11 protein-coding genes are annotated in these 12551 nt (G+C 36.3%); 7 read left to right on the forward strand and 4 right to left on the reverse strand.

The genetic code is table 11. From position 1 onward, the window contains the following. Positions 1–214: 214 nt before the first annotated feature. The 4 genes from LUA91_RS16060 to LUA91_RS16075 form a co-directional block, all read right to left on the reverse strand. The gene (locus LUA91_RS16060; RefSeq protein WP_231427134.1) at positions 215–1141 is read right to left on the reverse strand and encodes a TIGR01777 family oxidoreductase; all 927 of its coding nucleotides are present in this window, start codon (positions 1139–1141) and stop codon (positions 215–217) included. Positions 1142–1146: 5 nt separating this feature from the next. After that, positions 1147–1962, reverse strand: a complete 816-nt coding sequence (locus LUA91_RS16065; protein WP_231427135.1) for a DUF393 domain-containing protein — start codon at positions 1960–1962, stop codon at positions 1147–1149. A 116-nt stretch (positions 1963–2078) separates the two neighbouring features. Next, positions 2079–2603 (reverse strand): GbsR/MarR family transcriptional regulator, encoded by a 525-nt coding sequence (locus tag LUA91_RS16070; protein WP_231427136.1) that lies wholly within the window; start codon positions 2601–2603, stop codon positions 2079–2081. A gap of 33 nt (positions 2604–2636) precedes the next feature. Further along, complete coding sequence (locus LUA91_RS16075; protein ID WP_231427137.1) at positions 2637–3734, reverse strand: alginate lyase family protein; 1098 nt, start codon at positions 3732–3734, stop codon at positions 2637–2639. 129 nt (positions 3735–3863) lie between these two features. Between LUA91_RS16075 and LUA91_RS16080 the strand changes: the two genes are divergently transcribed. From LUA91_RS16080 to lptC, 7 genes are all read left to right on the forward strand, one after another. Further along, positions 3864–6374: a YfhO family protein gene (locus LUA91_RS16080; protein ID WP_231427138.1), complete on the forward strand. Its 2511-nt coding sequence runs from the start codon at positions 3864–3866 to the stop codon at positions 6372–6374. A 422-nt stretch (positions 6375–6796) separates the two neighbouring features. Beyond that, positions 6797–7651, forward strand: coding sequence for a UDP-2,3-diacylglucosamine diphosphatase (locus LUA91_RS16085; RefSeq protein ID WP_231427139.1), 855 nt, complete (start codon positions 6797–6799; stop codon positions 7649–7651). 20 nt (positions 7652–7671) lie between these two features. After that, complete coding sequence (locus LUA91_RS16090; protein WP_231427140.1) at positions 7672–8661, forward strand: glycosyltransferase family protein; 990 nt, start codon at positions 7672–7674, stop codon at positions 8659–8661. Positions 8662–8765: 104 nt separating this feature from the next. After that, the gene (locus tag LUA91_RS16095; RefSeq protein WP_231427141.1) at positions 8766–9746 is read left to right on the forward strand and encodes a DUF6427 family protein; all 981 of its coding nucleotides are present in this window, start codon (positions 8766–8768) and stop codon (positions 9744–9746) included. A 144-nt stretch (positions 9747–9890) separates the two neighbouring features. Then, positions 9891–10625, forward strand: coding sequence for a type III pantothenate kinase (locus LUA91_RS16100; protein ID WP_231427142.1), 735 nt, complete (start codon positions 9891–9893; stop codon positions 10623–10625). Beyond that, positions 10606–11919, forward strand: coding sequence for an outer membrane protein transport protein (locus LUA91_RS16105; protein ID WP_231427143.1), 1314 nt, complete (start codon positions 10606–10608; stop codon positions 11917–11919). The genes LUA91_RS16100 and LUA91_RS16105 overlap by 20 nt, the downstream gene beginning before the upstream one ends. Beyond that, positions 11919–12491 (forward strand): LPS export ABC transporter periplasmic protein LptC, encoded by a 573-nt coding sequence (gene lptC / locus LUA91_RS16110; protein WP_231427144.1) that lies wholly within the window; start codon positions 11919–11921, stop codon positions 12489–12491. The genes LUA91_RS16105 and lptC overlap by 1 nt, the downstream gene beginning before the upstream one ends. Positions 12492–12551 lie beyond the last annotated feature (60 nt).

Raw genomic sequence — 12551 nt, forward strand, 5'->3', positions numbered from 1 at the left:
AAAACCACAAAAGTAGTAGCCTCGATCCGAAAATCGAGACTACGCAAGATAGTTCAGTGGCTGAACTTCTTTAGAATACAAAAATACTTTTTTGTCTAAATATTTGGAATTTATAACAGTACCTTTTTTTTGCATTCGTCATTACCTGCCTGTCGCGTCTAGACCTCAGACGATTTTTCTTCGTTTCGCGGCAACCCATAAGTTCAACTTATATTTAAATTCTCAAACTCACAATGTCATGTACGGCCTCCTCAATTTTCCCGTATTGAAATTCAAATCCATTTTCTAATAAAACTGCAGGTTTAACCCACCTGCTTTTTAAAATCAATTCGGTTTCGGTGCCGATTATTCTGGCCCCGATAATCAAAAGCCAGGCAGGCGTTGGTATGCCAAATGGGATGCCATAAGTTTTTCTGATGGTTTGCATCAAATTACTATTGGTTACCGCATTTGGTGCCACGCAATTTACTATGCCTTTTATCTCCTGATTTTTTAGCAACCATTCAATACTGTTGACGGCATCTTGCTCATGTACCCAATTAACATATTGCTTACCATCTCCTTGCTTACCGCCCAAACCAAATTTTACCAGATTCAAAAGTCTTGGAAATGCGCCATCGCTTCTTCCCAGAACAATACCCATGCGTAAGGCAACTTTTCGAGTTTTAGGTGTATCATTTTCAAAAAAACTGGTTTCCCAGGCTTTGCAAACATCGATAGAAAAGCCGTAACCAATTTCTCCAGTGTACTCATCTTGCGGTTTGTCTTCCGCATGGCGATAAATGGTTGCAGAGGTAATATTGATCCACAATTTTGGTGGGTTAACTAAATTACCAATTACTTTTCCGAGTAACCTTGTTGGAACCACTCTAGAATTTATAATCTCCTTCTGATTCTTTTTAGTGTACCTGCAGTTTACATTTTTTCCACAAAGATTAACCAATAAATCAGCATTTTCTAATTCCTTAATCCAGGCATCTTCTGTTTTTCCGTCCCATACAATGGTTTTAATGTTTCCATTTTGTGGCTGCGGTTTTCTTGCTAAAATGATTATTTCTTCTGCCAGGTTTGTAAAATGTTTTGCCAGTAATCCTCCTAAATATCCGTTTCCTCCAGCGAGGATGATTTTTTTGTAAGTCATGATTGCTATAAACTAAAGATTAACACCAAAATAATTAAGCGATAAAGTACCCAGGTAATACTCATTGCCCAGCCCAATTTTAAAATTTTACTTCTGCGGATGTGTTCTAAAAGCATTAACCCGGCAACCAGCATAAAATAAAGAATATAAAATATTGAATTTACTTCAAAAAAATGATGAGTCATCAAACCGAAGATTAACAAGATAGATCCAGCGAAAGAAATTGTCATCATATTGCCCAAATAATCCCAAAGTTTTTCTTTTTTGTAAAAACTGATGATCATTCCCTGAAAAAGAATTTGTCCACCACAAATAAAGTACTCTCTGTATTTACCGCCTAAAGGCACAAAGTCAGTTAACAGTTGTGCATAATTTGTTAAGATGAGAGCAGTAAAAAACCAAGTCAATAACAAATAAGCAATGCGGTAATGTAATTTAAAACTAGGCTGAATGGCATTTATTTTTACCTCAGAAGGAATTATGACTTTCCGATTGTAAGAAACAAAAGCATAAATTTTAGACATCAGAAGAATGAATGGCTTAAACTGAAATAGCGGCTGGAATAATGGAATCGCGTTTCCTATTATTTTAAACAGGCTTCTAATGCCATAAGTTACTTCGCCGGTTTCTGTATTTACCAATGCAATTTCATTTGCAGCCCGTTGCTGATCAATCAATGGGCACAAATGAGCTGATGCATTTTGATAAGATTCTCTACCATCTACAGCCAGCATGCCTGTTTTTACAAATGCTTTGGTGTAAACAAAACACATCGGACATTCATCATCGAATAAAATTACGTGGTTGTTTAACGTTTTCATTTTATTTATATTTTTATACTTTCAGTAAAAAATGAAAGTTAAAATTAAAAAATTAAGCCGGTTAAGGCTTAGGGTTATGGCAAACAGTTCTAGTACTTGATACTCAAATCTTGATATTATTTAAATACTTTCAAAACGGAACCCCAAAACCAACTTTCCTCAGCTTTAAGCATTGTTTCAAGAGTTTTATCTACATTGATTGCCAACTTGTTGATATCGGTAACTGATTTTTTAAATGTTTTAAATTCAGGATCTTTTTCATCGCCAGTTACCGTAGAGAGTTCGTTTAATACCTTTAATACTGGTTCCAATTCCCTTTTTTTACGCTCTTTCGCAACCTGACGGGCAATATTCCAAACATCTTTATCAGCGAAAAAGTATTCTTTTCTTTCACCGGCTTTATGTTGTTTTTCTATTAATCCCCAACCAATTAAATCACGAAGGGTCATATTTGCATTGCCACGAGAGATACTTAATGTTTCCATAATTTCTTCGGTAGTTAACGCTTCCGGAGAAATTAATAACAAAGCATGTACTTGAGCCATGGTGCGGTTAATTCCCCATTCAGAGCCTAACTTGCCCCAAGCTTCGATAAATTTCAGTTTTGCTGCTGCTAATTCCATAAACAAATATAGTAACATTTTTAAACTTTCAAAAATTATTGAAAGTTTATGTTATTTGAAAGTTTCTTGTGATTCTCTCTTAATCTGGTCAACCATCATTGAAAGATTATTATTGCCTTTACTAAGTTGATTTAGTAATTTCAATTGTTGGGCATCAAAATAGACCGATAACTTTAAAACAGGCAGTGCAAGTATGGGCTCAAACATGGTTCCAGGGGCAAAGCCAGGTTCGTTATTTTTCGCCCTGTCGCGATCAAATTTAACAGTGGTATTAACATATTCCTCATGTTGTTTTTGCCCGGTTATGTAGGGCATCAACCAGTTGACAGATTTTTTTATCGACGAGCCTTTGGCAGATTCGTAAATGTAGAAGTTTTGACCTTTTGCCCGATCGATCATAATGGCCAGTTTTAACAAAGGTTCCAAATCGTAAATATGGTAGTGCATGGCATCGCGTTCTTTGAAATCCAAGCTGGTACCGTCAGGATAGAGATTGATATAAATGTGGCTTTTTAAGTTTTCTATCGTCCAATCGATTAGCTGCTGATCATGTAACGCATAGCCAATTTCACCTACCACTTTAAGCCGGTGTGCATTCCAGTTATTAATCGCTGTTGCCCTTCCGGGTTTCATGCGCTTGCTGCCGATTTCGGCTAAGGCAGTCTCCTTCAACCATTTTTGGATTAATATTTTATCCTTAGCAGGAAGATCATCCTTAATTAAATCGTAAGTTTCCACCGCTTTATCCAGGTTGGTATCATCAATTGGATTGCCATTGGGATGATTGACTGATGCCCATGGAACTAAAAAGGATATACATTTGGTGAGGTATTTTTCATCGCCAGTGATCCGATATTGAAGCGCCAATGTGTACATTTTGCTCATATCAGCTAATGCCTCCTGTGTTTTTACCTTTTGAGGGTTTCCCTTTAAAAGCCCTTCCGTTCTTATTGTATCAATCGGATGGGGTTGATCATTCAGATTGCTGTTGGCCTGTTTTACTAATAACTCATATTGCTTTTTAATTGTTGGATCTTTTTTTACTATAGATCGAAGTGAAGCAATCTCATTCGAATTCAGGCTAATTATTTGGCTAAAGGTGGAAGATGCAAACGCCAGAAAAATTCCAGTCATAAGAAACTTTCTCATCATAAAAGGGTTAAGTTGGGATTTCATTTATCAAATCTAATTTTTTATTCTGCTCACATTTCATTTATTCCTTTTTTATACCGCTCAATTTTTTATTTTTGACGTTCGTTTAAACTTAAACAAACCTTAATGAATAACTGGTTTAATAAAAATGGCATCCATCTGGCCATTATTGCATTTTTTGTAGTCATTACGTTTGCCTACTTCAGTCCTGTTTTGCAGGGTAAAGCGCCACAACAAGGCGATGTTTTGCAGGCAAAAGCCATGCAGAAAGAAATTATGGATGTAAAGGCTGCAACTGGTAAAGGTCCGCTTTGGACTAACCAGATGTTCGGTGGAATGCCTGCATATCAGATTTGGGTACAGTATCCATTAAACATAACTACATACGGTATCGATGTTATTAAAGGGGTATTTCCCGATCCTGTTGGAACAGTGATTTTATATTTATTGGGTGCTTATCTGTTATTCTGTGTACTCAAAATTAACCCATGGCTTGCTGCTGCGGGTGCAATTGCGGTTGCTTTCACTTCATATAACTTTATTATTATTGCCGCAGGGCACAGTAATAAAGCATTGGCCATTGGTTTCTTTGCCCCAATTTTAGCTTCCATCATATTGGTTTTAAGGGGAAGATATTTGGTGGGGGCAAGTTTGCTTGCTTTATTTATGGCATTGGAAATTCGTTCCAATCACATCCAAATGACGTACTATTTATTCATCGCTCTGTTTATTTTGGCTTGTATTGAATTTTATCATGCCTTCAAAGCAAAACAATTAAATATTTTCGGCAAATCAATTGGTTTCATCGCTGCGGGTATTGTGTTGGCTGTAATGGTAAACGCAGGTACATTATGGACAACTTATGAATATGGAAAAGAAACCATACGCGGAAAATCAAATTTAACTACCGATAAAGCAGAAGCTTCGAATGGCTTGGATAAAGCTTATGCTTATCAATGGAGCCAAGGTGTTGGAGAGAGCTTTACATTTTTAATTCCAAACTTATATGGCGGGGCAAGTGGTGGACAATTGAATCCTGAAGGAAAGTTTATTAAAATTTTACAGGATGGTACGGTTTCCAATGTTTTAGGTCCGGTATATGGTCAGGATACAGAGAAGGCGCTAAACGCCATCGCTCAAAATGCAGGCTCGAATTATTGGGGCGATAAACCCGGTACATCTGGCCCATATTATTTTGGGGCAATTATTTGCTTCTTGTTTGTTTTCGGATTATTTATCGTTAAACATCGCTGGAAATGGTGGATTTTAGGAAGTAGTGTACTATTGTTATTCCTTTCTTTCGGACAAAATCTTCCTTTCATATCTGATTTATTCTTTAATTATCTGCCAGGATACAATAAGTTCAGAGCAGTAGAATCCATATTGGCGGTCGTAGGTTTATTGGTTCCATTATTGGCAATATTGGCTGTTAAAGAAGCACAGGATGGAAAATATGATCAGAAATATTTAGTTCAACGTTTAACTTGGTCGGCTGGGATTACAGGAGGTTTTGCGCTTTTGATCGCGATAGCGCCAACAGCTTTCTTTAGCTTTACCAGTGCTACACAGCCAGAGCTAACCACATGGTTAAATCAAATTACTCAAAATAATACTTCATTAACTGCACAGATTTTAGAGGCAGTAAAAGCTGATAGAATAAGTTTAGCCAGAACTGATGCTTTACGCACATTACTTTTCATCACAATTGGTTTTGGTTTAACATGGGCATTCATTACTAAGAAAATGAATATGCAATTGGCCTTTGGCTTATTGGCATTGTTCATATTGATTGATTTATGGCAAGTAGATCGTAGGTATTTGAATAACCAAAACTTTGTAAGCAAATCTGATTTAGCGAATCATTATCAGGCAAGAGATGTTGATACATTCATTTCTGCAGACAAAGATCCAAATTTTAGGGTTTTCGATTTATCATTGGGTGATCCTTTCAAAAGTGCTGAAACATCTTATTTCCACAAAACTGTTGGAGGTTTCCACTCGGCAAGGTTAAAACGTTTTCAGGAACTGGTAGATCATCAGTTAACAAAAAGCATCAATCAAGATGTTTTGGATATGTTAAACACCAAGTATATCATTACGCAAGATCCTCAGAATGGCTCTTATAAAATGCAACGTAATGCTACAGCTGCGGGTAATGCATGGTTTGTTCAAAGTGTTCAGTATGCTAAAAATGCTGATGAGGAAATGAAAGCCATCAGTAGCTTCGATGCCAAAAAAGAAGCAATTGTTGATGAGCAATATAAATCGTTAATTGATACGAAACGCTTGGGCACAGGAGTAGAAGGATTTATTAAACTTATCAATTATACGCCAGACCATTTAACTTATGAATACTCTTCAGCGAAGGATGTTATTGCTGTTTTCTCGGAAATTTATTATAACAAAGGCTGGAAAATGTATGTAGATGGAAAGGAAAAACCTTACTTCAGGGCGGATTATATTCTACGTGCTGCACAGCTAGAAGGTGGAAACCACAAAGTGGAATTTATCTTCCACCCAACTTCTTATTACGCAGGCGAAAAAATCTCATTAGCTGGATCAATTTTATTGCTTGCTGGTTTAGGATTCGGTTTTTATTCAGAAAATAAGAAGAAAAAGAAGGCTGTTAAAGCGTAAATTTTCGTTTAAACTGGTTAACTGTTTAAACTGCTTAACCGAAATAATATTAAAAGTCATTTGATGATTAAGGTATAACGCCTTTTCATCGAATGACTTTTTTGGTTTAAGGTGATTTGAATGTTACTGACTCCATAATAAACCAATCCTAACACCCAATTTAACATCCTTTATCATTTCGAAGAATAATTTAACAGTCTCGTAACATTTGGTTGATAAACAGTGTCTTACATTTGTAGTGTAAAATCAAATGATATGTTAGAGTCATTCTTTGCCATTTGTTTATTGATTATTGTACTTTATTTCTTCAGCCCTTTTGAGGTTAAACTTGATGAGGAAGAGGAGTGGTAGAATAATCTTCAATATTTTTAAACTGCTTTCTTCGGGCGGTAATAAATTCTTCTCCCCTAAATTTCCCGGTTATGGATAAAAGAACTATTGATGTAGTCGTAATTTCTGATGTGCATTTAGGCACCTATGGCTGCCATGCCAAAGAACTCCTTAAATATTTAAAAAGCATTAAGCCTAAAACGCTTATTTTAAATGGCGACATTATTGATATCTGGCAATTTAGTAAAAGCTATTGGCCGGAATCGCACATGAAGGTTATCCGTAAATTGATGAAGTTCGTTTCCGAAGGTGTTCAGGTATATTATCTTACTGGAAATCACGATGAGATGTTAAGGAAGTTTGATGGTATGGAAATGGGTAGTTTTCATCTTCAAAATAAGTTAATTTTAGAGCTCGACGGAAAAAAAGCGTGGTTTTTTCATGGCGATGTGTTTGATGTTACCATGCAACATTCTAAATGGTTAGCAAAAATGGGCGCTGTTGGCTACGACACTTTAATATTGATTAACAGTTTTGTGAATTGGGTACTTGCCGCCTTTGGCCGCGAAAAAATGAGTTTTTCGAAAAAGATTAAGGCAAAATTTAAAGATGCGGTAAAGTTTATCAATAGTTTTGAGCAAACTGCTGCCGAACTTGCTATCGAAAAAGGATATCAATATGTGGTTTGTGGACACATTCACCAGGGAGAAAAAAGAAAAATAGCTACTGAAGAAGGTCAGGTAACTTATTTGAACAGTGGCGATTGGGTAGAAAGTTTAACTGCATTGGAGTATCAAGATCAAAACTGGACCGTTTTTAAATACAATCACGAAGATTTCGTTAAAGATGAATTGGATGAAGGAATTCTATCAGATGCCGAAGATTTAAAAAGTAAGCTGGATGTAAACATACTTTTACAACACATTAAGTATGAAATTGCTCAATAATTTTTGGATATTCGGCACAAATGAAAATACTTTACGCAATTCAGGGAACAGGTAATGGTCACATTAGTAGGGCACGAGAAATTATTCCCTTACTCCAAAAATATGGAGAACTTGATATTTTAGTTAGCGGCACACAAGCAGATGTTAAACTGAGCCAACCAGTAAAGTATCAGTTACATGGCTTTAGTTTCATTTTTGGAAAAAAGGGTGGGGTAGATCATTTTGCAACTTGGTTAAGCATGAATCTTTTTCGTTTTAGAAAAGACATGAAACAATTACCGCTCAAAGATTACGATCTTATTGTCAACGACTTCGAACCCGTAAGTGCCTGGGCCTGTAAATTGCAAGGAATTGATTGTGTTTCGCTAAGTCACCAGGCTGCTTTTAAATCGAAAAAAGTACCGCGTCCGCGAACGTTGGATTGGGGCAAGCTGATTTTGAGCAGGTATGCGCCAACAAAATACCACATAGGGTTTCATTTCGATCGATATGATACGTTCATTCATACACCAGTAATCCGAGCTGAAATAAGAGCGATGAGAAGCGAAAATCTTGGTCACTATACAGTTTATTTGCCGGCAGTTGATGATAAAAGATTGGTAAAATTGCTTTCACAGATTCCAGAAATAAAATGGGAAGTTTTCTCTAAACATAGTAAAGAAGCTTACACTTACGAAAACATTTATGTTGAGCCGGTTAACAATGAAAAGTTTAATAAAAGCCTAGCCACTTGTGAAGGATTATTTACCGGTGGTGGTTTTGAAGGCCCTGCCGAAGCCCTTTATTTAAAGAAAAAATTGTTAGTGGCGCCAATGCGCTTTCAGTTTGAGCAACAATGTAATGCCTATGCCTTAAAGCAATTCGGTTTGCCTGTTATTTGGGGCAGCACCAGAAATTGGTTGCCAATTGTGAAAGAATGGGTAAATAATCCGCAGAAACATGAATTCGATTTTCCTGATGAGACAGAAAAAATTATCGATGATATGGTGAAAAGGTATACAAGGGTTTAGCTTTATTTTATTAATCAGATGAATATTGGCATGTTGCAGATATTCATCCGATGACTATTTATTTTCAGCTTTTTATCTTTACTTTGCCTACTCTTTAAAAAGGCATGATTAATCAGTTTCGACAGCTAAATCCAATTAACCTCTTATTTCTATTGGCTTACACATTTTTTATGCGTATTGCCATTTTTTATGAGATGCCAAATCAGCTGAACTTTGATTTTCTGGAGCCTTTCGCCAGGTTATTGATCAATATCGATTTGGACAATGCGTTTTCAGCATCAACCAATATTTTTATTGCTGCTGTAATCATTTTTGTTCAGGCGTTAATCTTTAACAGCATCATCAGTAACCACAATTTATTGGCTAAACCAAGTTTCTTGCCGGCCTTAATGTATATTACGGGCATGAGCTTGTTTATGCCGTTCATGATTTTAAGTCCGGCTTTGATTAGCAATTTTTTCTTGATTTGGGTAATTGATAAATTTTTAAAACTGGGCAAGAGTGCAAATTCCATTACTACGGTTTTTGATATCGGAATGATCATCGGTATCGGAACATTGATATATTTCCCGTTCATGGCCATGTTGCTGATGATTTTCTTGGCGCTATTGCTTTTCAGATCGTTCGATTGGCGGGAGTGGATTGCCGGACTTGTAGGATTTATTACGGTATTTTTCTTTTTGGCTGTTTTTTATTACTGGCGTGATAATTTATCCTCCTTTTATCAAATTTGGAAACCTTTAGGCAATAAGTTTCCATCGGTATTCACTGTTAATTATAATGATTATTTGGTCCTCATTCCGGTAGCTATTATTATCGTGTTGGCATCCTTGCAGCTGCGAGAAAACTTTTTCAGAAGCTTCATCAGTACACGTAAAGGATTTCAATTGCTGTTTTTTATGTTTATTGTTGCTGGTGCGAGTTTTTACCTTAAACCGAATTTCCGTACATGGCATTTTCTGCTCTGCGTACCACCAGGGTCGGTATTATTGGCCTACTATTTTAGCAATGCAAAAAAGCGTTGGTTTTACGAAACGCTCTTTGTTTTATTTGTGCTCTCCATACAATATTTTCTTTTTGTTTAACCTTTTTTAACAAAATACTAGGCCAAAACTTAACAAAGATTGATAGCTTTGTGGCAGGATTTTGCGATAAATGCTTTTTGGATTGTAATTCGCTTGATAGGAGATAAGTAGTGTATCAAACAAATTTTCGTGTTAAAAACATAAATGCATAGCTTAAGTATTGATATAGGTAATTCATCGGCGAAGGTGGCTGTTTTTACTGGGAAAGAAATTGTACATCATCAACGGCTAACTAAATTGGGCATATTGGATTTGGGTCAATTAATTGATAAATTTTCGCCTAAAAAATCAATCATTAGCAGTGTAAATCAAGAAATTGGCCCGCTGGAAGAATATTTAAAAAAGCATACCACATACATTAGATTTTCAGCATCATTAACAAATGGTGTAAATAACAAATATGAAACGCCTGTTACGCTTGGGTTAGATAGATGGGCAGGCATTTTAGGCGCTAATAGTTTGTTTGCCAAAAACGCTTGTCTGGTAGTTGATGCGGGTACCTGTATCACCTATGATTTACTTACCAGCAAAAAAGAATATTTCGGTGGGAGTATAAGCCCGGGGATAGCCATGCGTTTTAAAGCTGTGCATGATTTTACAGGTAGATTACCTTTGGTAGATTGGAATGCAAAAGAATCCATCCCGGAAGGTAAGGATACGCAATCGGCCATAAAAAATGGTGTATTGCAAGGGATTATAAATGAAATTGAAGGCTTTATTGCCATAAATAATATAAAGGAAAGTGCTTTAAAGGTGATTATAACAGGTGGCGACGCTAATTTTTTGTATAAGCAATTACAAAACAGCATCTTTGCCCCTCAAATTATACAAGATCCCTATATCGTATTAAAAGGATTAAATGAAGCTATTGCAGATTAAAATGTACAAAAGAATAAATTATATTGCAGCCATATTCGTTCTAGTTTGTGGTTTAGGTGTTCAGGCACAGGTTACCACTTCATCGCCATATTCAAGATATGGACTTGGAAATATCAAAGGTTCATTGTTGCCACAATTGAGAGCAATGGGTGGTATTTCCACTGCAGTAAATTCCATTACAGGATTTAATAATATCAATATGCAAAATCCTGCATCTTATTCCTCTATAACTTTAACTACAATTGATGTTGGGATGAGTGCAGGTTTAACCAGTTTAAGTCGCAATAATTTAAGCGAAACCAGTTTTAATGCTACATTCAGCCATTTGGCTTTCGCTATTCCTGTAAACAGAAAATCCGCTTTGAGTTTTGGTATTCTTCCTTATTCTGATTTAGGTTACTCTTACAGAAATACAGTTAAAATCGACACGACAAGTGTTGATCAACTTTACGAAGGTGAGGGTGGTTTGTCAAAAGCTTACATTGGTTATGGTTACCGCATCGGTGATCATTTAAGAATTGGAGCCAATGCAGAATACATCTTTGGTAATCTTCAAACCACAAGAGCAACTGAATACGCACTTGCAGGTGCCATTAATGCAAAACTTCAAAATAAAAATAGTGTAGGTGGTTTAAACTATTCGTACGGCATTCAGTATGATTTCAATGTGGGCAGAACAACATCTGTTACTTTGGGTTATTCAGGAAGCAACTCAGGTAAATTAAATTCCAACCAAACTTTTTATGCTACCCAATACACCAGAGATGCTGCTGGTAATGAGAGTACGGCCATTGATACTTTAAATTCAGTTGATAATGGTAAGTCGAATTTAACTTTGCCACTATCGCACAATTTTGGTGTTTCCATTAAAAAGAGTGATAAATGGTTAATTGGTGCTGATTTTAGAATGAGCAAATGGGCTGCTACAAGCATCAATAATATAAATTCTGGATTGCAAGATAGCTGGGGCGCATCATTAGGCGGCCAATGGACGCCAGATGCAACATCATATAACAGTTATATGAAACGTATTGATTATCGTCTAGGTTTCAATTATGATAAAACCTATATTCAAATCAATAATCAGGATATTAAACAAATGGGTGCTTCTTTAGGATTTGGATTTCCATTGCCTAGCGCCAATGCAGGGTCGGCATTCTATAAAATCAACTTCACAACCGAAGTTGGGCAACGTGGAACTTTAAATAATAATCTGGTAAAAGAACAATTCATTAACTTTCATTTAGGGTTTACGCTTAACGATACTTGGTTCCGTAGATATAGAGTTGATTAATGAAACCGCAAACTTTTTTCTTTGGTTTGATGCTTGGGTTGCCATTATTTTTGGCATCATGTGGCGATGACGATCTGAAAAAAGCAAATCCGGTAGCCATTAATAAGATCACGTTTACCAGAGATAGAACCATTGGCGTTGAAGTTGTTTACAGCGACTCGGCCAGGGTTAAGGCAAAAGGTAATGCACCCATCATGGATAAGATTACCCCATCAGAGGGTGCCATTTATCAGGAAATGCCCAAAGGCGTTAACATCAATTTCTTCAATCCCAACGGAACAATAGATGGTAACCTGGTTTGTGATTATGCCATCAGGAAAGATCAGGATAAAAAAACCGAATTCAGGAAAAATGTGGTGGTGAAGAATAATAAGGGCGATACTTTTTCTTCCCAGGAATTGATCTGGGATGAAATAAAAAAGATTTTCTATTCAACGCAAAGGGTATATGTAAAAGGTGCTGATGGAAGTGAAGGAAATGGTATTAATTTTCAGGCTCCACAAGATTTCAGCACTTATTCTATGGAAACCGGGAGTGGCGATTTAAATATGAAAGAAGGCATTACGCCATAAGTGATGTGATATGGATCAGGTAAAATCAAAAATGTACCACTCATCCATTCAAATATATTT

The organism is Pedobacter sp. Leaf250 (genome assembly GCF_920984735.1).
GTDB lineage: Bacteria > Bacteroidota > Bacteroidia > Sphingobacteriales > Sphingobacteriaceae > Pedobacter.

Excerpts from the sequence above, each read along its gene's own strand:
- LUA91_RS16105 (WP_231427143.1), top strand. The coding sequence starts at position 10,606 with ATGAAGCTATTGCAGATTAAAATGTACAAAAGAATAAATTATATTGCA.
- LUA91_RS16095 (WP_231427141.1), top strand. The coding sequence starts at position 8,766 with ATGATTAATCAGTTTCGACAGCTAAATCCAATTAACCTCTTATTTCTA.
- LUA91_RS16060 (WP_231427134.1), bottom strand. The coding sequence starts at position 1,141 with ATGACTTACAAAAAAATCATCCTCGCTGGAGGAAACGGATATTTAGGA.
- LUA91_RS16065 (WP_231427135.1), bottom strand. The coding sequence starts at position 1,962 with ATGAAAACGTTAAACAACCACGTAATTTTATTCGATGATGAATGTCCG.
- LUA91_RS16075 (WP_231427137.1), bottom strand. The coding sequence starts at position 3,734 with ATGAGAAAGTTTCTTATGACTGGAATTTTTCTGGCGTTTGCATCTTCC.
- LUA91_RS16070 (WP_231427136.1), bottom strand. The coding sequence starts at position 2,603 with ATGTTACTATATTTGTTTATGGAATTAGCAGCAGCAAAACTGAAATTT.
- LUA91_RS16085 (WP_231427139.1), top strand. The coding sequence starts at position 6,797 with ATGGATAAAAGAACTATTGATGTAGTCGTAATTTCTGATGTGCATTTA.
- LUA91_RS16100 (WP_231427142.1), top strand. The coding sequence starts at position 9,891 with ATGCATAGCTTAAGTATTGATATAGGTAATTCATCGGCGAAGGTGGCT.
- LUA91_RS16090 (WP_231427140.1), top strand. The coding sequence starts at position 7,672 with ATGAAAATACTTTACGCAATTCAGGGAACAGGTAATGGTCACATTAGT.
- lptC (WP_231427144.1), top strand. The coding sequence starts at position 11,919 with ATGAAACCGCAAACTTTTTTCTTTGGTTTGATGCTTGGGTTGCCATTA.
- LUA91_RS16080 (WP_231427138.1), top strand. The coding sequence starts at position 3,864 with ATGAATAACTGGTTTAATAAAAATGGCATCCATCTGGCCATTATTGCA.